Annotated in this window: 23 protein-coding genes and 1 pseudogene; 15 read left to right on the top strand and 9 right to left on the bottom strand. The window is 45.6% G+C overall.

Annotation, left to right across the window (positions count from 1 at the left end):
- Window positions 1-186: 186 nt before the first annotated feature.
- From lolB to prs, 3 genes are all read left to right on the top strand, one after another.
- Window positions 187-810 carry a lipoprotein insertase outer membrane protein LolB gene (gene lolB / locus ABR397_RS15795; protein WP_350306592.1) on the top strand — a complete coding sequence of 208 codons (624 nt, stop codon included), beginning with the start codon at window positions 187-189 and terminating at the stop codon, window positions 808-810.
- A complete protein-coding gene (gene ispE, locus ABR397_RS15800) occupies window positions 810-1,676 on the top strand; it encodes a 4-(cytidine 5'-diphospho)-2-C-methyl-D-erythritol kinase (RefSeq protein WP_350306593.1) in 867 nt (288 codons plus the stop codon). Before lolB ends, ispE begins: the two co-directional genes overlap by 1 nt.
- 74 nt (window positions 1,677-1,750) lie before the next feature.
- Window positions 1,751-2,698 carry a ribose-phosphate diphosphokinase gene (gene prs / locus ABR397_RS15805; RefSeq protein WP_021325123.1) on the top strand — a complete coding sequence of 316 codons (948 nt, stop codon included), beginning with the start codon at window positions 1,751-1,753 and terminating at the stop codon, window positions 2,696-2,698.
- Between the two features lie 124 nt (window positions 2,699-2,822).
- Here the strand turns inward: prs and ychH are convergent, their stop codons facing one another.
- Both ychH and ABR397_RS15815 read right to left on the bottom strand, forming a co-directional pair.
- The gene (ychH, locus tag ABR397_RS15810) at window positions 2,823-3,098 is read right to left on the bottom strand and encodes a stress-induced protein YchH (RefSeq protein ID WP_350306594.1); all 276 of its coding nucleotides are present in this window, start codon (window positions 3,096-3,098) and stop codon (window positions 2,823-2,825) included.
- Window positions 3,099-3,703: 605 nt separating this feature from the next.
- On the bottom strand, window positions 3,704-5,392 hold the full coding sequence (locus ABR397_RS15815) for a phage tail protein (RefSeq protein ID WP_350306595.1): 1,689 nt from the start codon (window positions 5,390-5,392) through the stop codon (window positions 3,704-3,706).
- A 440-nt stretch (window positions 5,393-5,832) separates the two neighbouring features.
- Between ABR397_RS15815 and pth the strand changes: the two genes are divergently transcribed.
- A complete protein-coding gene (gene pth / locus ABR397_RS15820; protein ID WP_350306596.1) occupies window positions 5,833-6,423 on the top strand; it encodes an aminoacyl-tRNA hydrolase in 591 nt (196 codons plus the stop codon).
- Between the two features lie 137 nt (window positions 6,424-6,560).
- Window positions 6,561-7,652 carry a redox-regulated ATPase YchF gene (ychF, locus tag ABR397_RS15825; protein WP_046976378.1) on the top strand — a complete coding sequence of 364 codons (1,092 nt, stop codon included), beginning with the start codon at window positions 6,561-6,563 and terminating at the stop codon, window positions 7,650-7,652.
- A 196-nt stretch (window positions 7,653-7,848) separates the two neighbouring features.
- On the opposite strand, the gene darG is transcribed toward ychF, so the two are convergent.
- Both darG and darT read right to left on the bottom strand, forming a co-directional pair.
- A complete protein-coding gene (darG, locus tag ABR397_RS15830) occupies window positions 7,849-8,916 on the bottom strand; it encodes a type II toxin-antitoxin system antitoxin DNA ADP-ribosyl glycohydrolase DarG (RefSeq protein ID WP_350306597.1) in 1,068 nt (355 codons plus the stop codon).
- A complete protein-coding gene (darT, locus tag ABR397_RS15835) occupies window positions 8,913-9,569 on the bottom strand; it encodes a type II toxin-antitoxin system toxin DNA ADP-ribosyl transferase DarT (RefSeq protein WP_350306598.1) in 657 nt (218 codons plus the stop codon). Before darT ends, darG begins: the two co-directional genes overlap by 4 nt.
- A gap of 842 nt (window positions 9,570-10,411) precedes the next feature.
- Here darT and ABR397_RS15840 point away from each other — a divergent pair.
- Together ABR397_RS15840 and ABR397_RS15845 are read left to right on the top strand one after the other, a co-directional pair.
- A complete protein-coding gene (locus ABR397_RS15840) occupies window positions 10,412-11,218 on the top strand; it encodes a hypothetical protein (protein ID WP_350306599.1) in 807 nt (268 codons plus the stop codon).
- A 124-nt stretch (window positions 11,219-11,342) separates the two neighbouring features.
- The gene (locus ABR397_RS15845; protein ID WP_350306600.1) at window positions 11,343-12,158 is read left to right on the top strand and encodes a hypothetical protein; all 816 of its coding nucleotides are present in this window, start codon (window positions 11,343-11,345) and stop codon (window positions 12,156-12,158) included.
- Window positions 12,159-12,301: 143 nt separating this feature from the next.
- Here ABR397_RS15845 and vapC read toward each other — a convergent pair whose 3' ends face one another.
- The 3 genes from vapC to ABR397_RS15860 form a co-directional block, all read right to left on the bottom strand.
- The gene (gene vapC / locus ABR397_RS15850) at window positions 12,302-12,703 is read right to left on the bottom strand and encodes a type II toxin-antitoxin system tRNA(fMet)-specific endonuclease VapC (RefSeq protein ID WP_350306601.1); all 402 of its coding nucleotides are present in this window, start codon (window positions 12,701-12,703) and stop codon (window positions 12,302-12,304) included.
- Complete coding sequence (gene vapB / locus ABR397_RS15855; RefSeq protein ID WP_350306602.1) at window positions 12,703-12,933, bottom strand: type II toxin-antitoxin system VapB family antitoxin; 231 nt, start codon at window positions 12,931-12,933, stop codon at window positions 12,703-12,705. Before vapB ends, vapC begins: the two co-directional genes overlap by 1 nt.
- Window positions 12,934-12,999: 66 nt before the next feature.
- Window positions 13,000-14,421 (bottom strand): aminotransferase-like domain-containing protein, encoded by a 1,422-nt coding sequence (locus ABR397_RS15860; protein ID WP_350306603.1) that lies wholly within the window; start codon window positions 14,419-14,421, stop codon window positions 13,000-13,002.
- Between the two features lie 131 nt (window positions 14,422-14,552).
- Between ABR397_RS15860 and ABR397_RS15865 the strand changes: the two genes are divergently transcribed.
- The 5 genes from ABR397_RS15865 to ABR397_RS15885 all read left to right on the top strand — a co-directional run bounded on the left by ABR397_RS15865 (window position 14,553) and on the right by ABR397_RS15885 (window position 19,298).
- Window positions 14,553-15,890, top strand: coding sequence for a cytochrome ubiquinol oxidase subunit I (locus ABR397_RS15865; protein ID WP_350306604.1), 1,338 nt, complete (start codon window positions 14,553-14,555; stop codon window positions 15,888-15,890).
- The gene (gene cydB, locus ABR397_RS15870) at window positions 15,880-16,887 is read left to right on the top strand and encodes a cytochrome d ubiquinol oxidase subunit II (protein ID WP_350306605.1); all 1,008 of its coding nucleotides are present in this window, start codon (window positions 15,880-15,882) and stop codon (window positions 16,885-16,887) included. Before ABR397_RS15865 ends, cydB begins: the two co-directional genes overlap by 11 nt.
- Complete coding sequence (locus ABR397_RS15875; protein WP_350306606.1) at window positions 16,868-17,026, top strand: DUF2474 domain-containing protein; 159 nt, start codon at window positions 16,868-16,870, stop codon at window positions 17,024-17,026. The genes cydB and ABR397_RS15875 overlap by 20 nt, the downstream gene beginning before the upstream one ends.
- 247 nt (window positions 17,027-17,273) lie before the next feature.
- Complete coding sequence (locus ABR397_RS15880) at window positions 17,274-18,323, top strand: histidine kinase (protein ID WP_350306607.1); 1,050 nt, start codon at window positions 17,274-17,276, stop codon at window positions 18,321-18,323.
- A 138-nt stretch (window positions 18,324-18,461) separates the two neighbouring features.
- On the top strand, window positions 18,462-19,298 hold the full coding sequence (locus tag ABR397_RS15885; RefSeq protein ID WP_350306608.1) for a siderophore-interacting protein: 837 nt from the start codon (window positions 18,462-18,464) through the stop codon (window positions 19,296-19,298).
- Window positions 19,299-19,449: 151 nt separating this feature from the next.
- On the opposite strand, the gene ABR397_RS15890 is transcribed toward ABR397_RS15885, so the two are convergent.
- Entirely contained in the window at window positions 19,450-19,665 is a 216-nt protein-coding gene (locus ABR397_RS15890) for a helix-turn-helix transcriptional regulator (protein WP_350306609.1), read from the bottom strand.
- A 339-nt stretch (window positions 19,666-20,004) separates the two neighbouring features.
- Window positions 20,005-20,501, bottom strand: a pseudogene (locus ABR397_RS15895) (RNA-guided endonuclease TnpB family protein); the annotation flags it as partial.
- A 465-nt stretch (window positions 20,502-20,966) separates the two neighbouring features.
- Between ABR397_RS15895 and ABR397_RS15900 the strand changes: the two are divergent.
- From ABR397_RS15900 to ABR397_RS15910, 3 genes are all read left to right on the top strand, one after another.
- Window positions 20,967-22,889, top strand: coding sequence for a type VI secretion system Vgr family protein (locus ABR397_RS15900; protein WP_350306610.1), 1,923 nt, complete (start codon window positions 20,967-20,969; stop codon window positions 22,887-22,889).
- A gap of 43 nt (window positions 22,890-22,932) precedes the next feature.
- Window positions 22,933-23,379 carry a DcrB-related protein gene (locus tag ABR397_RS15905; protein ID WP_350306611.1) on the top strand — a complete coding sequence of 149 codons (447 nt, stop codon included), beginning with the start codon at window positions 22,933-22,935 and terminating at the stop codon, window positions 23,377-23,379.
- A 21-nt stretch (window positions 23,380-23,400) separates the two neighbouring features.
- A partial coding sequence (locus tag ABR397_RS15910; RefSeq protein ID WP_350306612.1) for a PAAR domain-containing protein occupies window positions 23,401-25,639 on the top strand: 2,239 nt, incomplete at its 3' end.

Genomic DNA, 25,639 nt, shown 5'->3' on the forward strand with positions numbered 1-25,639 from the left:
TCATCACCCTTAATAAGGACTCTTAATTAGCTGTGCATTCTACTTGATACCTCCGTTCAATAAAAGACGATCAACCACGTCTAATCTCATTATTCAGGATATTTTTTGAGATTTAACTGGATTAATGCACCATTCTTCATTATTAAGTGGTGTAAGAATTTTTACGTTATTAATCAGAGATTGCCGATGAAGCCAATGCAAAAATTATCACTATTCCGTCTGCTGCCACTCTCTTGCGTGCTGTTGACCGCCTGTACATTAACGCAACCTGGCGGCTCCGGTTCGGCAGACTCCCCTCAGTGGCAAGCACACATACAACAACTACAGCAACTGAACCAATACCAGACCCGTGGATCTTTTGCCTATCTGGCTAATGAAAAGAAAGTTTATGCCCGCTTTTTCTGGCAACAATATAACCCTGAGCGCTACCGTTTATTATTAACGAATCCTCTGGGCAGCACTGAATTAGAACTGGTCGTTCAACCCGGCATGACACAATTAACCGATAGCCAGGGTAAAAAATATTTCAGTGATAATCCTGAAGAGATCATTTATCAACTCACCGATATGGATATTCCACTGGATAATCTGCGACATTGGATAACCGGTCTGCCCGGTGACGCAAAAGACTTCAAGCTGGATGCTAACTATCTGTTGAAAACCTTAAACTATCAACAACATGGCGCAACATGGCAGGTTAATTATCAATCCTACGATACCGCCATAACCCCTCCTCTTCCTGCCCGCCTTGAACTGACTCAGGGCGACCGCCGCATTAAGCTGAAAATGGATAACTGGACCACAAAATAATGACGCTGACCTGGCCTTCACCGGCAAAACTTAACTTGTTTCTCTATATCACCGGTCGCCGCGCTGATGGTTATCACCAGCTGCAAACCTTGTTTCAGTTTCTGGATTATGGTGATGAAATTACCATCACCCCACGTCAGGATAATGAAATTCGTTTACTGACACCGGTAGAAGGCGTAGAGCACAATAATAACCTGATTGTTCGCGCAGCGCGTCTGTTGCAATCCTACAGCCATCAACACGGCACAGGCATTGTTCATCAAGGCGCAGATATCCATATCAACAAGCGTCTGCCTATGGGCGGCGGGTTAGGAGGCGGTTCTTCGAATGCCGCTACGGTATTGATCGCCCTGAATTACCACTGGCAAACCGGCCTCACAGACGAGACGCTGGCAACCCTCGGCGTCAGTCTTGGCGCTGATGTGCCGGTCTTTGTCAAAGGCCACGCCGCATTTGCCGAAGGTATTGGTGAAATCCTGCACATAGCAGAGCCGGAAGAGAAATGGTATCTGGTTGCTCACCCTGGGATTGAGATCCCAACTCTGCGCATCTTCACAGATCCGGAATTAAAACGTGATACGCCAATTCGCTCTCTGGCCGCATTATTACAGGCTCCGTACGCAAATGATTGTGAATCTCTTGTAAGAAAACGTTTTCGTAAGGTTGAACAGCTTCTTTCATGGCTGCTAGAATACGCGCCGTCACGCCTGACAGGGACCGGTGCATGTGTATTCGGCGAATTCGAATCAGCAGCATCGGCCCGTAAGGTGTTAAATCAAGCCCCTGAGTGGTTGCATGGTTTTGTTGCGCGTGGCGTCAACAATTCACCGTTGCACAATTTCCGCTCTGGGATACCCGGTTATTGAACCAATGAACAGATATCGTTCATTTGAGCATTGGTCAACAATATCTCTCTGGACGCAAGCCTGAGGTTTTTCTCGTGCCCGATATGAAGCTTTTTGCTGGTAACGCCATTCCTGAACTAGCACAACGTGTTGCCAACCGCCTGTACACCAATCTTGGAGACGCTGCTGTCGGTCGTTTCAGCGACGGTGAAGTTAGCGTACAAATTAATGAAAATGTACGCGGTGGTGATATTTTCATCATCCAGTCCACTTGTGCACCGACTAACGACAACTTGATGGAATTAGTCGTTATGGTTGATGCACTGCGCCGTGCCTCCGCCGGACGTATTACCGCAGTAATCCCTTACTTCGGTTATGCCCGTCAGGACCGCCGGGTCCGTTCAGCCCGTGTGCCGATTACCGCAAAAGTTGTCGCAGACTTCCTGTCCAGTGTCGGCGTAGACCGCGTACTGACAGTTGATCTGCATGCTGAACAGATCCAGGGTTTCTTTGACGTTCCGGTTGATAACGTATTTGGTAGCCCGATCCTGCTGGAAGATATGTTACAGCAAGAATTGGAAAACCCTATCGTTGTTTCCCCGGATATTGGCGGGGTTGTCCGCGCCCGCGCTATCGCTAAACTGCTGAATGACACGGATATGGCTATCATTGATAAACGCCGGCCACGGGCTAACGTTTCTCAGGTGATGCACATTATTGGTGATGTTGCTGGTCGCGATTGCGTACTGGTTGATGACATGATTGATACCGGCGGTACATTATGCAAAGCGGCTGAAGCATTAAAAGAGCGTGGAGCTAAACGTGTATTCGCCTATGCAACTCACCCGATTTTCTCCGGCAACGCAGTGGACAACATCAAAAACTCGGTTATTGATGAAGTGGTTGTCTGCGACACCATCCCATTGTCTGCTGAAATCAAGGCGCTGAATAAGGTTCGTACTCTGACTTTATCCGGTATGTTAGCTGAAGCGATCCGCCGCATCAGTAATGAAGAGTCAATCTCTGCGATGTTTGAACACTAAGTTTCATCCATAAATCGCGCTTAAGAAAAAACCCGTTGTCAAGAACTTCAACGGGTTTTCTGCTTATCCGGAGTCATAATAATATTCCTCCATGAGCAAAAATTCTGACTAAACACTGTTTTTGTTATGGATACCGATGATCACCACGACGATAACGCTCATCGTAATGTTTCAACCACCAGTAACGATCTGCCACACCTTCCCGGCCTCCCACACCGGCACCAGCTAACCAAACAAGAGCACCAATAAAAACTCCCAATAGCGCTGCTTCAGATAAAAACTCAGGCCAGCCAAAACCGAAGATATGGGGCAGTAATGTATAAGCCAGGCTGCTAACAATGGTCAACATACCAACACCCATCAATACATTACCAACTATGAAGGCACTCTGACGTTTCATATGTTACCTCCAACACTCTCCGTGCTCACTAAGAACCTAAAGTCAAGAAACTTATGTTTACTTACACTATAGAGTATAGCTCTATTTGCTAAAAGGTCATTGCGGACACGATCACAACTAACAAAGATTTAATCGCAATTCCCTATTTATAGTGAGAAATAATATGATAAAAATAATAACTTAGATAACCTGAACCCTATTTAAAAAGAAATTCAAGTTTTAGCTGTAATCTTGATATACAACAATGATAGTTATGAGATTCCATTTAGGTTATATATTTTTATTCAATAATAAACTACGCAATCAATATCTCGTAAATATCCAGAGTCTAATATAGTTATGAGTTTAACAATATCGATATTCCACGATGTATCCGATCATCCAGACAACCTATACCAATTGATAAAAATTTTATTTTAAGCGGTTCATAACGATACGAAGATCCAATGTAACTAGAATAAACTCTAAAGCTAAGATATCCATTTGTATACTGACAGGTAAAACCGACTCTCTGTGAATCCGGCAAATCACTCAGCTTTTTAAGGCTGTTGAAATAATGGAGACAGAGAGTACGAATAACAAAGGGCTATTTATCGCCAATTACATTATTCTTGTGGTTTTTCCAGCAGTTGTACCCGAACATTAAGTACTCGTCCATCAGGGATGTCGCATAATTCACCATCATTGTAATAAATGGCTTCCCCATCACTGTTAATACTTTTGACGCGCTTATTTTGAGCAAATATCGGCGCATCGGTATTTTGACGATGATAACATTCGATGATTATATTACCACTGGATGTGTCTACCGATTCATAAACCCAAATCAGATTTAACCCGTTGCTGTCTGCCGGGACGATGGTACCACCGTGAACTCCCCATGCTCCATCTTTAGCAAAACCATTGCAACCGCTGATGCGATATTTCCCGGTCTCTATCCGCTCAACAGTCACCCCTTCCGCTTCGCGAGTTAGCTCGTAAGTTCCGTCTGGATGAATATTCACTACGGGGCTGGATACTTTAAGATTGCCGTTAGTATCAGCGATACAGTTATCATTAAAAACTGCAATAGGATTACCGTTATATTTCAACTTATCGCCAACTGTCAGCCTGCCATATTTTTTTTCATTGCAAATATCAAAATCCGATGATCCGTCACCTGGAAATCCAACGAATGCCGTTCTTGTCGCCCCTTCATAAAACTGTAAATATGCATGTCCGCCTGTATCGTATGTTACGTTAAAAATACCCCCAGCTCCCTTTAAATTTGCCGCCCTGGCATCAATCCGACCCGCAGGAGAAACAGAGAAAACCAGATTGTTATTAATATATGCCGCCAACTCTCCACCAATTGTTAATTTGCTAGATTTTTTTTCATTACAAATATCAAAATTCGGTGACCCGTCACTTGGAAATCCAACGTAAGCCGTCCTTGTCGCTCCCTCAATAAACTGAAAATATGCATGCCTACCAATATCATGGGTGATATTAAAAACTCCCGCATTCCCCTTTATATTCGCTGACGCGGCTGCAATCTGCCCCGTAGGAGAAATAGAAAAAACCCGTTTACCATTAATCTCGACTGTATACCCGTAGATATCTACACTACCGCCACGCACAATACCTGTTTTAATATAATTGTCATACCAATTATAAAGCGTAAACCCGACTATCTCATTCGTCGGTTTGGCGTCCTGTAAAGAAACTAACATAGTCGCATTACGTTCAGTGGGCAGTGTTTCAACCTGTTTAAACCTAAAATACCCTGAATAATTGCCGCCATCGGCCGATACCGCATTTTTCGCCAACGCCACCGTTTCCGATAAGCCGAGGTTTTTTACAAACGCATTTTTATCAGGAATATCTGCGCCATTTTGATTTTTTGCCAATCGGTTATTAGCGTTATCATTTACATCAGAAACAAGCTTCTGCGTCACCGCAAGGGTATTACTGTTACCGGTTTTATCTGTGAGCTGAGTAACACCTTTTTGTGTTAATGAGGCATTTGGCACTTCGGTTGCGATTTTTTGTTCTAACGCTCTATTTAATTGGACAACGAGTTTAGCCGTATCCCCATCATCCAGAACATCATTGCCGGAATATGTCGCAATAAAATTAGCCACAACAGATGATATTGTCGAAGACTGACGTAATGCCTTATTGAGTAAATGAGTAGTAATATTTTCTGGCGGAAAACCAGTCTTTAAACTCTGACTTTCTTCATATCCTTCCTGACTCACTACATTCGCATTGTTACTAATAGAAAAAGCTTTAAAGTCATTCTTGGGACTCATATATCCTCCTTAAATTAAATAACATTGTTTTATAAGCAATATGTTTAATTATTTTAAAAATAGTTCGCAATAATTTATTTCAATTATAGTCTAGCTTAAAAAAATAATAATGGCACATGGTTACAACCTAAACGACCAACTATTTTTTATAATTGATAGCAATGAAAAACCAAACACCTTGAAACCAGATATATGTCAAATGCACTTTCATCCAATATATGGAAATTATTCTTTTCCATCCATTTTCTCACTTGCTATTATAATTGCGAAATTTATTAAATTATTTTTTACAATTTTATATAATGAAAATGACTTATCGATCGATAACCATCAGTAATCACGTAAAGGGAAGAGTAATCAAACTGAACTTTGTACTCGTCGCACCTGACAGGTAAACTACCCCTCTTTATTGTTTTTACTGTTAAAAGTGAAGAAAAATAGTGAGTAACATAAAATTAATTGTCGGTCTGGCTAATCCTGGCGCTGAATATGCCCAAACCCGGCACAACGCCGGGGCCTGGTACCTAGACCTGCTGGCGCAGAGCCACAATCAGCCATTGAAAGAAGAGAGTAAATTTTTCGGTTACACCGCCCGGATTAATATGTGCGGCCATGATGTTCGTCTGTTAGTCCCGACAACATTTATGAACCTCAGCGGGAAGTCTGTCGCGGCCCTCGCCTCCTTTTACCGTATTCAACCGGATGAAATTCTGGTGGCCCATGATGAACTCGATTTACCGCCGGGAGTGGCAAAAATGAAGCTGGGCGGAAGTCATGGCGGCCATAATGGTTTGAAAGATATCCAAAACAAATTTGGTAATAATCCTAACTTCTATCGCTTACGTATTGGTATCGGTCATCCGGGCGATAAAAATAAAGTGATTGGCTTTGTGCTGGGAAAACCACCAACCAGTGAACAAAAACTGATTAATGACGCGATTGATGAAGCTCTGCGCTGCACTGATATTCTGATGAAACAAGGTATGGATAAAGCGATCAACCGCTTGCACAGCTTCAAAGCCAGTGCCTGACGACACAGAATGGATAAATCCTATTTGCGGGATCGTGATAGCTCGCCATTCCGTGTATAATGGCGCCAATTTTTTTCTGATTCATCACAAAGGCCACACTAGTCTTTTGATTTATAAGTAATTTAAGGTGAAAATTTATGGGATTCAAATGCGGTATCGTTGGCTTGCCTAATGTCGGGAAATCAACATTATTCAATGCGCTGACCAAAGCAGGTATCGAAGCGGCAAACTTCCCGTTCTGCACCATTGAACCAAATACCGGTGTAGTACCGATGCCCGACCCACGACTTGAGCAACTGGCGCAAATTGTAAAACCTCAACGTATCCTGCCTACCACAATGGAATTCGTCGATATTGCCGGTCTGGTGAAAGGCGCATCAAAAGGTGAAGGTCTGGGCAACCAGTTTCTGACTAATATTCGTGAAACGGAAGCTATCGGCCATGTTGTGCGTTGCTTTGTCAACGACAATATCATTCACGTTTCCGGTCAGGTTGACCCTGCCGCTGATATTGAGATCATCAATACAGAACTGGCCCTTTCCGATCTGGACACTTGTGAGCGAGCCATTCATCGCGTCCAGAAAAAAGCCAAAGGTGGCGATAAAGATGCCAAAGCTGAGCTAGAAGCGCTGGAAAAATGCCTGCCGCATCTGGAACAAGCCGGTATGTTACGAGCATTGGATCTCAGTGCTGAAGAGAAAGCCGCTATCCGCTACTTGAGTTTTCTGACGCTGAAACCCACGATGTACATTGCTAACGTCAACGAAGATGGTTTTGAAAACAATCCTCATCTGGATATTGTTCGTGCAATCGCAGAAAAAGAGGGATCGGTTGTCGTACCTGTTTGTGCTGCGGTAGAAGCCGATATCGCAGAGCTGGAAGATGATGAGCGTGAAGAGTTTATGGCTGAACTTGGTCTGGAAGAACCCGGTTTAAACCGCGTTATCCGGGCTGGCTATCAGTTACTGAATCTGCAAACTTACTTCACCGCCGGCGTGAAAGAAGTCCGGGCATGGACAATCCCTGTAGGCGCAACCGCACCGCAAGCTGCCGGTAAGATCCACACTGATTTCGAAAAAGGTTTTATCCGTGCGCAAACTATCGCTTTTGCAGATTTCATCACTTATAAAGGCGAACAAGGCGCAAAAGAGGCCGGTAAAATGCGTTCAGAAGGTAAGGAGTATATCGTTAAAGATGGCGATGTGATGAATTTCTTGTTTAATGTCTAAACTATTACTCATGTCCCGTGACATCACATGGTGTTTCAGAGGCTGAATGAATCATAACCACCCGCATAGCGGGTGGCTATGATTTTCAATCTTTGACAACGACTCACCAAGGCATCAATACCACCTTTTCAGCCAGAGGCGGCAAAATCTAACGGCCGAATCGTCCGGGTAATGGGGCCATTACTGACGCTACGTTTCAGGAATGAAACTTAACTATCCGATCAATAGCAAATTGCAGGCTATCATCATCGAATAATTTCAATTTTCGATTCGCCCACCTTTCACCGGCAGGCCAGTGATGTAATCCCTCTTTCACAGATATCAGTGTTGGCTGGCAATTTTCGCGGGCCAGTAACCAATCAACCGTAGCCAGTAACTCCATACCAAACGGTGATTCAAAGCCATCAATTAACTGGCTCACCTGTTCAAGTGCAGGTAGCCAGCTTTTGGCTTCACTGTGCAGGTAAGCGCTCACATAACCTTTTTCCCTATCGTTAAACCAGATTACATCCAATGGCTGACTGTCTGGGATACGTTTTTCTGCTTTGAGATAACTACCATCCAGCGCATTTAGCAGGTGATTCAGATTAGCGGCATACGGGCCATAATAATTTGCCTCAAATCGTAGCGTTAACACATCTTCCAAATGATGCTGGTCAATAGCGCGTTGTAGCAACCACCCCAGCTTTTGAATTTCCAGCAGGCTGCACTCCATACCTAACACCCAATAGCGCCGCACAAGTTCTGCGATCATCGCTCTGGCTGGCGTTAGATTTTTTACCCCAATATTTTTGGCAACATTTTGATATTTATCCGTTGGCTCATAGATCAGGATTTCTGTGTCGTGAAGATCAGACAAGGTTTTCTCAATCCGAATTTTCACCTCAGGCCAGTTCAATCCACCGTTACCGGCCCCCAGCGGTGGAATAGCAATGGAACGCACCTGATTTTCAATCAGAAACAGACGTAAATCCTGCAATCCGGTTTCAATCCATTCCATTTTAGAGTCAACACGCCAGTGTTGTTTGGTAGGGAAATTAACTATCCAGCGCGGCCCCATCAACTCACCGGTTTCAGTGACGAACATCTTTCCAGTCACGACCTGCTTCTGCTTACAAGCTTTGGCATAGGCCTGCATATTGAGAGGAAAACGCTCTTTGAACATCAGGGCAATGCCTTTCCCCATGACACCCACAGTATTGACCGTATTCACCAATGCTTCTACAGGGGCATCCAGTAAATTGCCTTTTGTATATCTAATCATGAGAAGTACCATCTTTCCCGGGCATAAACGGGCATAGTTATGTTGCGTTGAGTCAGCCAGCCTTCTAATTGTAACTTGACAGCATCGGTATAACAAACCATCCCTTTCAGCAACGCAATCGGACAATGCTGATGAATAAGCGCCTCTGCCTGATAACGTTCAAACTTTGCCGGATCTTCCGGGTCACGTTTGAAATCCCGCTCTTGCAGAATGCGCCAGTCAACATGATTTAAATCAGTCAGATCGGTATAAAAATTCGACCAGTTGTAATAAGCGTGACTATCGGTAAAAACAAAACGCACATTTTGTGCAGCAACCTTGTGCAAGCTACTGACCAGAATCACTATTTCATCATTTGGCCGTTGTTTAATGCCTCCACGACCACTGAGTATATTCATCAACATGGGTGAAAAGGGGGTAAAATAAAATGGAACATAATCATGCAAAACTCCCCCCGTACCAACAAGAACCGGATGACTGGCGCGCTTACTAATCAATTCTGGGTTACCAATGTTGACCCAGTTTTCGGCCTGAACAGGACTGTTACCACAGTGCAAACCGTTATCCAAAATCCATGGGATATTATCCCGGTGGACAACACGCCAGATCAGGGCTTTTTCAGGGTTAAGTTTGTCGCTGTAGTCATATACCATTTCAAACTCCTGGAAACATATGCGGATTGCTATTAACCTGCATATCTAATTGATATCTCTTTCGTAAGGTTATAATGCCAGGTTAGCGGATAATAGTAATGGGCAAAAATCGAGAATGACCATCATGGCTTACTGAGATCTAACATATGTTTGCGAATTTATCGTCAATCATATCAGTAAAAAACATATTAAAAAATCGCGAAACGTAAATAACAACTGAAACCTATTCTAATTAAGTGAATTACAAAAATTTATTATAACACAGATAAAATTCAATTAATGCAGAATAAAACTCCATTTCATAATAAAAAAATAACATTCACACATCAAATTTATATTTCATTATTATCCTATGTCTTTTTTGAGATTTAAATAAAACCATCCACTATATGGTTGTAGAAATAAGAGAAATTATATCATGCAAACATTTCAACCAAGAAGCTAATATAATCAACAACAATCCTTTATTGTAATTATTCATTTAAAATAAATATAAACAAAAAACAAATCAATATATCATTGATAATAAAACAAATTATTAGCAGATATAAACACATTATCAAACTGTATAATAAAGGGTTATTTTTATAAAACACCCTAAAAACAAATTTTATGATAATAGACTTTACATATTGTATTTTTAAACTATTATGGAAATATCATGGATGCAATTTCCATCAATTGACATAGACATTACCGGTTTTCAGAAAATATATTTACCACACAAAATAAAATCATATCTTATTGATCTAAAATAAATTATATTTCCTGGAGACATAATTAACCTGAATTAAAAATAAACATTCAATAGTTAATTATATAAACTTATAAGGAAAATAATTATGAAGAATATATTCACCAGCTCTGACTATGAATTTAAAAAAGCTCAAGAGTGGATAGAGTATATTAAACAAGGAAAACCAAGATACCTGAAAACACAGGAATATCCCGATAACATTTTTTCTTCTTCCCCGGAACCTGAAAATCTTTCTGACATGCAAAGCCCAGCCAGTCTAGCAGCAACAAATGAATACTCAATATTTACAAAGAAATCTGCTACATCATGTAAATACCCGGTAAGCGTCACTGAAGGTTTGCAAACTATCATCAACTTATGCCGAATAGCTTCAGGCTATGATCCTTTAAAACCAGAAGGTAATGGCAATGCGAAAAAGTTCATTGCATTCACAAAAGAAATAGCTAATGTTCCATTTCTCTCTTTACTGTGGGCAAACTCCAGTATTGTGACTCAACAAAGCCATAATACCGATATCTTAATCGATTCTTTTGTTCAAGCCTTTAGAGGACTCTCTCCTCAGGATAAAATTACAATCAAAATCTATCTAAAAGCGTTGGCTAATACGGCTTTATCATATGCTGATGATAAAGAAAGACAATCTAATTTCGTACAATACGTTCTTACTAAATCCCCAAATGGCGCTTCACTTATATTATACTCCTCTGTGTTGACAATAAAGAGAGTGAATAATAAAGGTACTATAAAATTCAAATCCAGCTATAAACTTTCACAGGCAGAATATAATCTCAGTCAAGAATCATGGGAAAATGTAAAACCGGCATTCGAGAAAGAAAATAAAATATCAACCGAATATTTAATTGACTGTATGACAACCAGACTAAAAACATAAATTAAAATGTTTTTATAAATAGATTATAGGCATTGTTGCAAATAGGATTCAATATCGCTCCCTATTTTCAACAATATTTTAACATTCAATATCCAGTTTAATAAATTTATAAAGGACAAAAATCATGGAAAATATCTTAAGCAATCCTGATTACGCAGTAAAAAAAGCCCAAGAATGGATGGAACATATTGAGAAAGGAGGAACAAGGTTGCTGAAAGATTGGCAACGCTCAGATAACATTTTCACTGATATTTCCGATCTTGAAGATTACTCCACAGTACAAAGTCCAGCTAACGCCGCAGCTACAGAAAATTATGTACTACTTGCAAAACAGTCTGCTACATCATATAAATATCCGGTAAGCGTTACCGAAGGCCTGCAAACTATAGTGAATATATGTCGTGCAGTTTCAGATTATAATGCGTTAGATCCTGAAGGCAAAGGCAATAAAGAACACTTCTTTGCATTTACAAAAGAATTATCAGGTGTGCCGATCCTTTCCTTAATATCAAAAAGCGTACAAAATGTTGTTCAAAAAAGCCGTAATATGGATGTTTTGATCAACTCTTTCCTGGACAACTTCCAAGGTTTAACTTATCAGGAGAGAGACCAGATGAGAAGCCCCTTGAGGCAACTGGCTCTCGCTGCGTTATCCTATGCGGGTAAAAAGCAGACTCGATCTAATTTCGTACAAAACGTGCTTGCCACATCGTCAAGAGGTGTATCATGCTTCTTATATTGGTCTGAGTTTTCAATAATCGCTTTAGAAGATAATAGAGGTACTATCGAATTCCAATCTACTTACCTTCTACCGCAAGCAGAATATAACTTGAGTTACGAAGCATGGAGAAATTCGCGGCCCGCATTCGAGAAAGTACAGAAGGAAACATTAGAAGATTGGATTAACAATATGACAACCAGGAAGAGAGAAAAGAAATAAAGTAAGGGTACTTTGTATAGAATAAGTTGATATGGTGAAATAATTGACAAAATGGTGTCCACAAATTCATCGTGGACACCATGATGAATATCTCCGATGTAAAATACTTCGTTAAAAAAAGTCATAAATACAGTAATTACCCCTTAGTTGGCCCAGTTCTCCACGCGAAGACCAGAAACTCGCTCAAATTCACGCACATTGTTGGTAACGATAATCAGTCCTTGACTTCTAGCATGTCCTGCTATCTGGTTATCATAAGCCCCAATACGCAAACCGTTCCGCTCAAGCTCTGCAATGACTTGGCCAGAGTGCATAGCCGCCCTATTATCAAAATTCAACACCTCCAACCTGGCAACGAATTCCTCAATTACCTTCATATTAGCCTCTGGATTTCCTGATTTCTCCGCCCCTTTCACCAGTTCTATTAATGTCACAGTGCTGATACACAATTGACCATGATGGCGCAGAAAAGCTTCACGCACCTTCTGGGGCCGGTTCTTAAGAGTGTAGATACAGATACAAGTATCAAGCATGTATTTCAGCATCAGAGCCCCTCACGCTCTTGCACTGGCGGCTGTTCACGTTCTGCCATGAAATCGGCAGTCACACCTGGACCATCAAACCAGCTATTCCAAGACTCACCCGCGGGTGTAATGATACGAGTACGACCCACGGCGATCACATCAACGCGTTTCACTTCTTCCGGCAAGGCTACAGCTTTGGGAAGTCTGACTGCTTGAGAACGGTTACTTTTAAATACGGTTGTTTGCTCCATAAGATTCTCCTCTATAGGGCTCGAACTAAATTTCACCCTAGCCATCCGGCCAATACGTTATCGTTATTACCCACATTCAGCCAATAAAGTATGGCAAAGATGACCTAAAGTCTGCATAGCACGTTCCATTTCCTCATTCCAATCAAAAGAGATATTAAGACGAAAAGCATGATTAAACTGTTCGCTGGTACAAAACATACTGCCAGGCGCAATACTGATCCCTTCCGCTAATGCCAGTTGATAAAGCCGCTCGGCATTGAACAGCGGCTCAAATTCCAGCCAGAGGAAATATCCGCCTTTCGGGCGATTCACTTTGACTGACTCAGGCATATAGTCACCAATCGCCCGTAGCATTTGATGTTGACGTTGCTCCAATATACGGCGAAGACGGCGTAAATGTTTATCGTATCCCCCTTCAGCAAGATAATCGGCAATAGCCAGCTGCGTCGGTATGCTGGCAGAAACGGTACTCATCATTTGTAACTGCTGGATTTTTCTGGCGTGCTTTCCTGCCGCGACCCAACCCACCCGGAACCCCGGCGCCAGGCATTTGGAAAATGAAGCACAGTGCATAAAGTTGCTTTCACTGTCCAGCGCTTTCGCCGGTACAGGCCGTTGCTGATCGAAGTAGAGTTCACCATACACATCATCTTCAATCAGTACCACTTGGTTACTGCTAAGGATATTCACCAACCGTGATTTATTTTCGGCGGACATCGTTCCGCCTAATGGATTCTGGAAGTGAGTCATTAACCAGCAGGCTTTTACCGGATATTTTTGCAGCACCTCCTCCAACGCATCTAAATCAATACCGTTTTGCGGATCGGTTTTTATTGCCACCGCTTTTAAGCGTAAACGCTCAATTGCCTGCAAAGCACCATAGAAAGCCGGCGATTCAATAACCACCCAATCACCCGGCTCAGTCACTGACTGCAAACTGAAACTCAATGATTCCATCGCACCGGCGGTAATCACAATTTCATCAGGAGAAACATGAATACCATGCATCGCATAGCGGCGCGATATGTTACGGCGTAACTTATCGTTACCCGGAGGTAAGTTGGCTAAAGCGCTGTGTGGCGCTATTCGCCTGGCGACTGCCGCTAACGCTTTGGTAAGTTTAGGCTGAATCAATAAGGATGGATCCGGGAATGCTGAACCAAAAGGAATAATCGAAGGATCTTTGCACGCTTGTAATACATCAAAAATAGAAGCGCTTATTTCCACGCTTTCGCTCAGATGTAATCGCTTTCCCCCTTTCGCCGCCGCAAATGGTTGTAAACGCTTGGTGACATAATAACCAGACTGAGGCCGGGAAGTGATCCATCCCTGACTTTCCAATAACTGATACGACTGAACAACTGTCATCAAACTCAAACCCGATAATTTCACTGACTCTCTCAAAGAAGGTAGTCTATCTCCTACCAGCCAGGTACCATCTTCAATATGTTGCAGAATTTGCTTGGCAAATTGTTCATAACGCTTCATAAGTTCAGACCTCCGTGAAAACTGTTATAGTCAATATACAGAAAATTGTCACTATTATAGTTATTTTTTTCATGCTCTACTTACCCACACACATTTCCTGCCTTTGTTCAAACTAAAAATAAGAGGTCACTATGTTTGGCTTAAGTGCTCTGGAACTGGCTAGAATTCAGTTCGCTTTTACTGTCTCCTTTCACATTATCTTTCCAGCAATCACGATTGGGCTGGCAAGTTTTTTAGCGGTACTGGAAGGATTATGGCTGAAAACCCGTCATACCGATTACAAAGAGTTATATCACTTCTGGTCGAAAATTTTTGCAGTTAACTTCGGCATGGGCGTGGTTTCCGGCCTGGTTATGGCTTATCAGTTCGGCACCAACTGGAGTTTTTTCTCCGAGTTTGCCGGTTCGATCACCGGCTCCTTGCTGACTTACGAAGTGCTGACCGCGTTCTTTCTTGAAGCGGGCTTTCTTGGCGTGATGTTATTTGGCTGGAGCCGTGTGGGTGAAAAGTTACATTTTTTCGCCACCTGTATGGTTGCGCTGGGTACTCTGATATCCACCTTTTGGATATTGGCCTCAAATAGCTGGATGCAAACCCCACAAGGCCATGAAATTATCAATAATCAGGTCGTTCCCATCGACTGGCTGGCAGTTATATTTAATCCCTCCTTTCCATACCGCCTGGCTCATATGTGTACTGCGGCATTCCTTGCCTCAGCATTCTTTGTTGCAGCTTCAGCGGCATGGCATTTATTAAAAGGCAATGACTCGACAGCAATGAAAAAAATGCTATCCATGTCGATGTGGATGATCCTGATTATTGCGCCTTTACAGGCGTTGATTGGTGATGCCCACGGTCTTAACACACTCAAGCATCAACCCGCCAAAATCGCGGCAATGGAAGGCCATTGGGAAAATCGTCCCGGCGAAGCAACTCCGCTAATCCTGTTTGGTATTCCTGATATGGAACGGGAAGAGACGCGTTATGCCGTGGAGATTCCTTATCTCGCCAGTCTAATTTTGACGCACAGCATCGATAAACAGGTTCCTGCTCTTAAAGAGTTTCCACCGGAAGATAGACCAAATGCCCTGATGGTTTTCTGGTCATTCCGAGTGATGGTTGGCTTGGGTATGCTGATGATAATTGCCGGCTGCTGGGGACTCTGGCTACGCTATAAGCAACAGCTTTACCAATCAAAACCCTTCCTGCGTTTTATGTTCTTGATGGCGCCTTCCGGCCTGATCGCCATTCTTGCCGGCTGGTTTACCACCGAGATAGGCCGTCAACCGTGGGTGGTTTACGGTCTGTTACGCACCAAAGATGCTGTATCCGCACACGGTGAGATACATATGAGCCTCAGCCTGTTGCTGTTTATCGTGGTTTATGGCTCGGTATTTGGCGTGGGTTACGCCTATATGATGAAACTTATCCGTAAAGGCCCCAAAAAGGAGTTAAAAAATGGGTATTGATCTGCCGTTAATCTGGTTCATCATCATTGTATTCAGCACCATGATGTACATTGTCATGGATGGTTTTGATCTGGGGATTGGGCTGCTCTATCCCACGATTAAAAGCGACAGCGACCGTGATTTAATGATGAACAGTGTCGCCCCCGTCTGGGATGGTAACGAAACCTGGCTAGTGCTTGGAGGCGCAGGTTTATTCGGTGCCTTTCCTCTGGCTTATGCCGTTATACTTGATGCACTGACGATCCCCCTGACATTAATGTTATTTGGCCTGATATTCCGTGGCGTCGCTTTTGAGTTTCGTTTCAAATCCGCGCCTGAACATCGTCATATCTGGGACAAAGCCTTTATCGGCGGTTCTGTGATTGCCACATTCGTTCAGGGGGTGGTGGTCGGCGCCTTTATTCAGGGGTTCCCTGTTGAAAACCGGGCTTATGCGGGTGGCTATTTTGATTGGTTCTCACCTTTCCCGCTGTTCTGTGGCTTTGGGCTTGTCGTTGCTTACGCCTTGTTAGGCTGTGGCTGGCTGATTATGAAAACCGAAGGCCATCTGCAACAGACAATGTACCGTGTAGCCCGCCCACTCATTCTTCTGATGCTGGCTATCATCGTCATTATCAGTTTGTGGACACCATTAATCCATCCGGCAATTGCGGAACGTTGGTTCAGTTTACCTAATTTATGGTTCTTCCTTCCTGTACCACTGTTAGTGGCATGGTCGGGCTGGAAACTATTGCGTTCCATCAAACGCAAAACCCATTACACACCGTTTCTGTTAGCGCTATTGCTGGTTTTCCTTGGCTACAGTGGATTAGGTATCAGTATCTGGCCTAACCTGATCCCACCGGCTATCAGTTATGAAGCAGCCGCAGCACCACCACAAAGTTTAGGTTTTATGCTGGTCGGCGCTCTGCTGATCATCCCAGTGATCCTAGTTTATACCTATTGGAGCTACTACGTTTTCCGGGGGAAAGTGAACCATGAACAAGGCTACCACTGATCAAAATATCCAACGCCCTTCCGTATGGAAACGGATAGGCTGGATGGCGGGAATCTGGCTTTGCAGTGTGATGGCTCTTTTTGCTGTCTCCACACTATTTCGCCTTCTAATGACAGCAGCAGGAATGAAATTAAAGTAATTATTAACACTATTTAATAAATTGAGCTAAAGTTTTCATCAGTATTGTAGAACGGAATCTTAACCTGATGAAAACAAGTTCAAATAACTCTCTCTTCACAAACCAAAAGTTGTTTGTAATCAACTCTATTATAAATTTATTTTTACTTCTTATACTGTTATTGATCAATAAACCGTCTATTCAAGATTTAATTCTACCGTTGCTGATAATGTTAAGCATTACAAATATATATTTCCTGATAAAAGTAGTGCATAACTCTGTTCCTGTCAAAGAGTGGCAACACTCAAGATACAAAGCAGAGATTAACGCACTGAAACAAAAAAATAGCTATTTGGATTTCCTCTGTCAAAGCCATTTCAAACTACAAAACTGTAAACTTCTTCCTGAAAAACTACAGGAGATTTTTTCTCATCTCAATCGCCTGATCCCTTTCTGTGAAGCCAAAATCATCTTTTATCCATCACAACAAGAATATTGCTTCCGCAATCCCCACCAATGCCCCTATTTCGATATGCCTCTGATTATGAGATGGAATCTGAATGATAATATTGATAACTATGGGACACTCTGGATAAAAACACACAGAAATAGTGACTTAACCCCCGATGAAAAAAGCCTGGTTCAGAATGTGGTTGCCTTAATGACGAATAAACTGTTAGGGGAAAACCAAATCCAGTGCCGCCATCAAAGTATTTTAGCAGCAGAAAGGGCAGCTATTTCCCGTGAACTCCATGATTCAATTGCCCAATCGCTCTCTTTCCTTAAAATTCAGGTTAATTGCCTGTATATCAGTAGTGATAACTTATCCAAGCAAAGTTTAACTTCGCTCAATATGATTAAAGATGAGTTGAATATCGCTTACCGCCAGCTAAGAGAATTATTGGCAACTTTTAGGAACGAGCAGCCTCAATGTAATCTGCAAGAATCTTTACAGATGTTGGTTAATGAGTTTAACCACCGTCTGGGCTTCAATATTGAATTCAATTACCGTCTGACACATCAGCACATCCCTGACAGTTACTGTAAACATTTAATACAAATCATCCGGGAGTGTCTAAACAATTGCTACAAGCATTCCAATGCAAACTGGATCAGTATCCGTATCTATCCTATTGATGACAAAATCATTGCTGTTGTCAGTGACAATGGTCGGGGCATCAATCTAAATGCAATTGATAAAAACAGATTTGGACTGGCTATTATGCAAGACAGAGTCAAGCTCATCGGTGGACAATTACAGATAAAAAACCGTAAAAATGGTGGTACAGAAATAGAAATTCAATTATCACCGGACTGAAAAAGACAGATAAATCAAATTACTGGCATCAGAGCAACTTATTGAATGATAATGATTAGCATTTGTGTTAATTACTGTTACACTGCATTTTGCTTTATCAGATCATTACCTTCGATAAATTTTCCAGAGGAATTTTACGTGGCTAATAAAACAATTGAAGAGAAAAATATTTACCGCCCTGCACCACCGAGACTTGTTCAGGTAAAAAAAATTTTCGACGTCACCCCCAATATGCGCAGCATTACTTTCGAAAGTGAAAACCTGGACACTTATCCCACCGAATGCGAAGGTGGGCTGGTAAAAATATTCTTACCTCTTCCGGGACAGATCAAACCGATCTTACCCACTTTATCCCCAGAAGGCCCAATATGGCCGACAAAAGAGCTGCGCCCGGTTACCCGTGCTTACACCGTTCGGGCTCTGCGTTCCGAACAAAAAGAGATCGATATTGAGTTCGCACTGCATGACCATGGTGGTCCAGCGGTGGAATTTGCTCACAGAGCCAAAATCGGTGACTGGATCGGTATCACTAACCCTGGAGGTCCTGATCCATTACTGCCAAAAGCCAGCAACTATTATATGGCTGGCGACCCAAGTTCCCTGCCTGCAATTGCGGCGCTATTGGAAACAATAAAACCAGACGCTGCCGGGCAGGTGATTATCCGCGTCGAAAGTGAACAGGATATTCAGGAGTTGAAAAAACCAGAGGGAATAACAATCCACTGGATTACCGGCGGTGTTGAAGTGACTGACAAGATGGTATCCACGTTCAAATCCTGGTCATTACCAACAGAAGATGTCACTTTCTGGCTTGCCGGTGAAGATAAGATGGTAAAAGCGATTCGTCGCTACGTTCGCCGTGAAAAAGGTTATGAACGCCACCAGTTATATGCTATCCCTTACTGGCGACATGGCTTTAATGAGGAAGGTTATCACGAGCTGCGCCATGAAGTGATGGATAGCTTTGCGCTATGATTAGCGCATAATTTCAGCCAGTCATAATAGGCAGAAGATCACGCCGGGAAATTTTTTCAGGAATCTTGACGGTGTGATCTATATCACGAGAATGATCTACAACCATTAGGATATTAGATAGTTAATCTCAAATTTGTACCTATCAGGTCAATCAATGAAATTGTCCGGTTAAGTTTAACGCGGCCATAATGGCAACAAAAATCTCTAATTGGACTTTCCCTTTTTCAGCATTCAGTACAGTTTTTCTTGTGACGCCTAAAAGTTCAGCAACTTCAGCTTGAGTCAGATCATTGTTTAGTCGAGCTTGTTTCAAGCGTCCTCCCAATTCTTCTGCAATTGCTGAAGCTGTTCTTTCATGTGAAATCATAACATCCCCAAAATGGCACATTAAAATTATTAATAGCTATAATGGATATTTATTAGCACATTATAACATAACTGTAACATGATTTTTTAATGTCACTTTAATCGAATATTATGCGCTATTATGATTATAATGTCCTATAAATAGAACATTATAAATCATGTTGATTTGGCTTGGATTAACGGTAGGAACTGAAATAAGGAGAACATAACTCTATGATCACCCCCGTTTTTACAACACTGATTTTGATTAATAGTGGACGTAGATTTGGATAAATACCTTTGATTGCTCCATTAGCGGTGACTGCTCCCCGCCGTAAAAAACGGCGAGGCTTCCCACTTCTCAGGCCGCAACCGTTGGTGCAACGGATTTACGCAGGCCTCCATGAGCAGAGACGACGTGTCCCGCCGCCTGTCATTCAACTATCCCTTTTTGCCGGATGTTGATCGCCGCATTGATGTCACGGTCATGTTCTACCGCGCATTCAGGGCATTGCCAGTGCCGTTTATGCAGCGGCATTTCCGACATCTTGCCACCACAACAATGACACCTTCTGGAACTCGCATACCACTGATCGAGTTTCACCACATAAACGCCTTTTTGTTCCGCTTTGTATTCCAGCCTGCATCCCCAATAGCACGGACAAGTCTGTGATTTTTCATCATGTTTGCCGTTTTCAGCGTCTCCACAATGATCGCTTGGTTTTCGTCAATCAGCGTACGGGAAAGCTTATGCTGAAAATCGGCTCTGGCGTTGACTACGTGTTCATGGCACCTGGCTACCTGTAACCGCGCTTTCGCCCGGTTAGCACTTCCTTTTTCCTTTCGGGATAAGGCTTTCACCCGATACGTTGATCTGTCGTTGTGAAGACGTACATTTAAAAGAGCTTGAATCATTTCAGGATTGGAATAGTGCAAAAATGGCAACACGGTAAGGGACTTGATCATTTTTAACAAAACAGCGCTGATCCCGTTACAGCTGCACTGCACAAAGAAATTCGTGACATATATCACATTTTCAAGATTGATCGGAAATTAGCCAACCAAACAAACGAGACACCGTAAATTTTTTGTTATATTTTACTCTCTCTTAGGTCACCGATGGCATAACAGCCCAGGTTACCTGTTCAATGCAGGTTATCAATACAAGACTAACAGCAACAGACTGCTAGCAGCCTCATTGTCTTAAATGTTCTTCCTCAAGGCGGTCTCTTTAACCCCTTGATTATTAATGACTACACGCAAAAAAGCGCCGGACCGAAGGTCTGTGCGTTGAATATCCTCATGAAAAATTAAGGGGACGTGATGTCATTCCAGAAAAATCCACCCAGGCCATCGGGTGCCAAACACCTTGCCGACCGGCTAAAGACGCAAAGCGCCAGCGGCTTACTCTTCACCCTCACGGCCGGTGGATTACCGCCTGAAACCTTTGTCGTCGCCGGCTTTTCACTCAAAGAAGCCCTGTCCACCCCATTTAATCTGGCGGTCAGTTTAGCCAGTGCCGACCCGGCCATTGATTTCGCCGCGGTCCTCGATAACCGCGCCACCCTCACCATCCTGCGCGCAGGCAAAATCGAGCGCACCGTCACCGGCATGGTCGCCCGCTTTGTTCAGGGCAACACCGGCAAACATCAGACCCGCTATGAGATGACCCTCCGCCCCGATATGTGGCGCACCACCCTGCGCCAGAATTCACGAATTTTTCAGCGGCAGGATATCAAAACCATTCTCACCACCCTGCTCAAAGAGAGCGGCGTCCGCGATGTGGCCTTCCGCCTGCGTTACGCCCACCCGGAACGGGAATTCTGCGTTCAGTACCGGGAAACCGATTTTGACTTTCTGCACCGGCTGACCGCCGAAGAAGGCCTGTTTTATTTCTTTGAGTTCAACGAAAATAAAAACACCCTGGTGTTCGCCGACGTGGCGGGCGCCCTCGCCACAGGCCCGGTATTGCCCTACCACCCCGATGAGGCCGCCCAGGCCCAGCAATTATGCGTCACTACCCTGACCCGACAGGCTCAGGTGCGCCCGGCCACCGTGGAGCTCAAAGATTACACCTTCAAGAATCCAGTCTGGGCCGCCGAGTTTCGCCACCATATGCGGGAACAAAACCTCCAGCACACCGGCTATGAACACTTCGATTTCCCCGGCCGCTTTAAAGACGAACAGCACGGCGCCGATTTCACCCGCTATCGGCTCGAAGCCCTGCGCAATGACGCCCTGACCGGCTCCGGTGAAAGTAACCACGCCGCGATGCAGCCGGGCGTGCTGTTCACCCTCACCGACCATCCCCGCGATGACCTCAACCAGCTCTGGCAGCTGGTCAGCGTCTCCCACAACGGCAGCCAGCCGCAGGCGCTGGCGCAAACCACCGGTGAGACCGGCACCGTCATGAGCAACCAGTTCACCTTTATCCCGGCGCATCAGCACTGGCGTCCGATGCCGGCGCTCAAACCGGTAATAGATGGCCCACAAATAGCCAAAGTGGTTGGCCCGGCGGGCGAAGAAATCTTCTGCGACTCATACGGCCGTATCCGGCTGCAATTCCTGTGGGACCGTTACGGCCAGAGTGACGACCACAGCTCCTGCTGGATACGGGTAACACAGCCGTGGGCCGGCCAGGGCTGGGGCATGCTGGCTATCCCACGGGTCGGTCAGGAGGTGGTGGTGGATTTTCTCAACGGCGACCCAGACCAGCCGATTGTCATCGGGCGAACGTATCACGCCAGCAACCTCCCGCCGGGCACCTTGCCGGGCAGCAAAACCCAGATGGCCTTCCGCTCGAAAACCCACAAGGGCGAAGGCTATAACGAACTGCGTTTTGAGGATGCCAAAGGCAGTGAAGCGCTGTCGCTGCACGCGCAACGGGATATGCATACCCGGGTGAAACATCGCCAGACACTCACCGTAGAAACCAACGACCGCGAGATTACGGTTCAGGCCGGCGATGAAAAAACAGCCATTAAACAAGGTAACCTGATGGAAACCATCTGCCAGCTTCGCAGCACCGAAGCCAATCAGGTACAGGTCAAGGCCAGCGCCGGTAAAGCGGGCGACGGAACTCAACTGTATGAAGCCAGCGACAATATCACGCTGACGGTCGGCGCGGGAAAAATCGTGATGACCCAAGACAGCCTCACACTCTCCTTTGGCGGGGAGGCTAACAGTATTGAAATTAACGCCAGCGGCGTCATGGTGCTGGGCGGCAACATCAATATGAACAAGTAACCCAAATACCCAAACACCTTAAAATAATGATCAGGACCCCATCATGACCCAGGAAACTCGCTTCATCCCGTTTCACTTCAATGCCGGCACGGTGAACGTGCCCCACGACTGGCAAGATGTCAGCCTGTTAGTGCTCAATAGCCCCGATGACCACCACGGCAGCAGTTTCACCCTCTCCCGCGATACCCTGCCCTGGGGACTCGATTTTATCCCGTTTGCTGAACGGGAAATCCGCTCACTCAGCCAGAAACTGAAAAACTATCAGGCCATCGCTCAGGAAACCGGGGAGCTGAACGGCATGACCACCGTCACCGCCGAATTCACCTGGACTTCGCCGCAGGGCCCGCTTCATCAACTGATGCGGCTGCTTCATCTGCCGGCACAGATATTAATCCTGACTGGCACCTGCTCCGGCGCCATGACGCAGGCCCAGCGGGAACAGATGATGACCATGATGACCTCATTTCAGCCCCGTCTCCATGACAGCTAATCCCCGCCGGAGTGAATCGCCATGAGTTTATTGATGATGGCCTGGCTGGGGGCCGGAGCAGCGCAACGCGCCCACCACGCCGGGGCCCGCAAACAGGACAACGCCCCGCCGCCAACAGAAGGCACTTCGCCCGCCGATACTGTGCTCAACTATCTGGAAAGTGAGGATTTTCAACACCATTCGCTGGCGGTGGCGGGCATGTATACCGTCGCTATCGGCGGTGCGCCCGCCTTACTCCCGCTGGCAGCCGGAGTGGCGGGCGGAAAACTGGGCGCTCAAATTGGCAATGAAGTCGGCACGACGGTGACCCACGGAGTCATGTCCTTATTCGGCCAGCACACCGTTGCCACCGAAGGCTATGCGCCGGCCCGGACAGGGGATGCGATTGCCCATCAGAACAAAAGCGCCGCATTGTGGGGCGCGCTGGGCGGGGTTTTACTAGGAGCGCTGGCCGCTGTGGCAATCGGTGCGTTAACGGTGGCGACCGGCGGGCTGGCGTTAGCGGTCGTGGCCGGCGCGGCTGCGGGACTTGTCGGGGGCTACGTTGGCGGGGTGATAAGCAGTGTGGGGGCGGCGCTCGGACAGTACGGCGCCAATAAGGGCGCCATTATCGGGGGCTCACCGAATGTCTTTTTTGCCGGCCAGCCGGTGGCCCGTCAGGGTGACGAAATTGTGTGCAGCGACCACCCCGGCCCGCTCGTGATTGCGGAAGGGGCAAAAACCGTATTTGCCAACGGCAAACCGATTGCCCGCTTAGGCCACCGCACCACCTGTGACGCCAATATCAACAGCGGCGCCGCCTCCCTTGCCGTGACCACCGAAACCGGTAATGCCCTGACTATCCTGACCGAAAGCAACAAAGACCTGCGCTGGCTGATTGCCATTGCCGGCGCACTGCCGCTACCGCTTGGCCGAAAAGGCCACGCCGAGAAAGTCAAATCCGGCGCCGAACCCACCCCCTCGGTGAAAAAAACCGGCAAAGCAACCGAGACAACGCCCAGCGCCAGTGACCCGGTGGATGTGGCGACCGGCGACTTCTTACAAGTCTGGCCGGTGCTTGCCCTGCCGGGGTTGTTGCCGCTGGCGCTGAACCGGGTGTATCGCTCGACTGCAAACTTTTCCGGGCTGTTCGGCCTCAAATGGGCGGACGACTGGTCACAACACCTGAGACGGGACGGCGAGGAGACCCACTTCACCGACGCGGAAGGCGTGATTTACACCTTCCACACCCCGACAGAACACGTTTTCTCGGTCAACCTGTATGCCGGTCATTATCTGCTGTACGGGCACCTGAACGGTGAACTGCGCCTGTTTAACCGCCGCACTCAGCACATCCTGAGTTTTGCGCAGCGACAGGGCGACAAACGTTGCCTGTCGGCGACAGAAGACCGCAACGGCAACCGGACCGTGTTTCGTTACGATGAGACCGGGCGCCTGGCGGATATCGTCCATGCCGACAGCGCTGAACTGGTGCTGCACTATGAACACCGGCAACTGACCGCCATTGACTGGCTGCATCAGGGGCAGCGTCAGCGACTGGTCACTTGTCGCTATGACAGCCAGGGTTACCTGGCAGAATGTGAGTCATTTCAGTTTAATCATTTGTGGCATGAATACAGCCCGCCGGGCTACATGACCCGCTGGCATGACACCGATAAAACCGATGTCGCCCTGCATTATGACAACCGGGGCCGGATAACTGCGCTCACCACCCCGCAAGGCTACTGGCAGGACCGTTTTGACTATGATGACGAACATCGGGTAACCACCTATTTCGATGCCGAAGGCGGGTGTACCCGCTACGAATATAATGCCGACGGTCTGGTCACCCGGGAAATTAACCCGCTCGGCCATGAAACCCTGACCCAGTGGGACTTTGGTCACAAAGTCGCAGAAACCGACCCGCTGGGCCGAACCGCCGCATTGGAATACAGCCCGTACGGGGAACTGATGCTGTTCACTACTCCGACGGGAGACAGCACCGTTTACCACTACGACGAATACGGTCAACTGGCTCAGGTCACGCCGCCGGACGGGAAAAGCTGGCGGTTTCACTACAGCGACCGGGGTAATCTGGATGCGGTCACCGACCCGCAGGGCCGGCGGGAAGAGTTCCGGCACGGGGAGCACGGTGAAATCCTGCGCCATGTCCTGCCCGATGGCCGCCACTGGCATTACGGCTATGAACAGCAGCAATTAAGTGAAGTGATTGCCCCGAACGGCTGCGCCACGCAACTGGCCTCTGACGGACTGGGCCGAC

The sequence above is a fragment of the Photorhabdus viridis genome, assembly GCF_040256935.1.
Taxonomy (GTDB): Bacteria; Pseudomonadota; Gammaproteobacteria; order Enterobacterales; family Enterobacteriaceae; genus Photorhabdus; species Photorhabdus viridis.

Excerpts from the sequence above, each read along its gene's own strand:
- ABR397_RS15815 (WP_350306595.1), bottom strand. The coding sequence starts at position 5,392 with ATGAGTCCCAAGAATGACTTTAAAGCTTTTTCTATTAGTAACAATGCG.
- vapB (WP_350306602.1), bottom strand. The coding sequence starts at position 12,933 with ATGGAGCAAACAACCGTATTTAAAAGTAACCGTTCTCAAGCAGTCAGA.
- ABR397_RS15860 (WP_350306603.1), bottom strand. The coding sequence starts at position 14,421 with ATGAAGCGTTATGAACAATTTGCCAAGCAAATTCTGCAACATATTGAA.
- ABR397_RS15905 (WP_350306611.1), top strand. The coding sequence starts at position 22,933 with ATGACCCAGGAAACTCGCTTCATCCCGTTTCACTTCAATGCCGGCACG.
- darT (WP_350306598.1), bottom strand. The coding sequence starts at position 9,569 with ATGGTATATGACTACAGCGACAAACTTAACCCTGAAAAAGCCCTGATC.
- vapC (WP_350306601.1), bottom strand. The coding sequence starts at position 12,703 with ATGCTGAAATACATGCTTGATACTTGTATCTGTATCTACACTCTTAAG.
- ABR397_RS15840 (WP_350306599.1), top strand. The coding sequence starts at position 10,412 with ATGAAGAATATATTCACCAGCTCTGACTATGAATTTAAAAAAGCTCAA.
- ychF (WP_046976378.1), top strand. The coding sequence starts at position 6,561 with ATGGGATTCAAATGCGGTATCGTTGGCTTGCCTAATGTCGGGAAATCA.
- ABR397_RS15865 (WP_350306604.1), top strand. The coding sequence starts at position 14,553 with ATGTTTGGCTTAAGTGCTCTGGAACTGGCTAGAATTCAGTTCGCTTTT.
- ABR397_RS15900 (WP_350306610.1), top strand. The coding sequence starts at position 20,967 with ATGTCATTCCAGAAAAATCCACCCAGGCCATCGGGTGCCAAACACCTT.
- ABR397_RS15890 (WP_350306609.1), bottom strand. The coding sequence starts at position 19,665 with ATGATTTCACATGAAAGAACAGCTTCAGCAATTGCAGAAGAATTGGGA.
- cydB (WP_350306605.1), top strand. The coding sequence starts at position 15,880 with ATGGGTATTGATCTGCCGTTAATCTGGTTCATCATCATTGTATTCAGC.
- ABR397_RS15875 (WP_350306606.1), top strand. The coding sequence starts at position 16,868 with ATGAACAAGGCTACCACTGATCAAAATATCCAACGCCCTTCCGTATGG.
- darG (WP_350306597.1), bottom strand. The coding sequence starts at position 8,916 with ATGATTAGATATACAAAAGGCAATTTACTGGATGCCCCTGTAGAAGCA.
- ispE (WP_350306593.1), top strand. The coding sequence starts at position 810 with ATGACGCTGACCTGGCCTTCACCGGCAAAACTTAACTTGTTTCTCTAT.
- ABR397_RS15845 (WP_350306600.1), top strand. The coding sequence starts at position 11,343 with ATGGAAAATATCTTAAGCAATCCTGATTACGCAGTAAAAAAAGCCCAA.
- ychH (WP_350306594.1), bottom strand. The coding sequence starts at position 3,098 with ATGAAACGTCAGAGTGCCTTCATAGTTGGTAATGTATTGATGGGTGTT.
- lolB (WP_350306592.1), top strand. The coding sequence starts at position 187 with ATGAAGCCAATGCAAAAATTATCACTATTCCGTCTGCTGCCACTCTCT.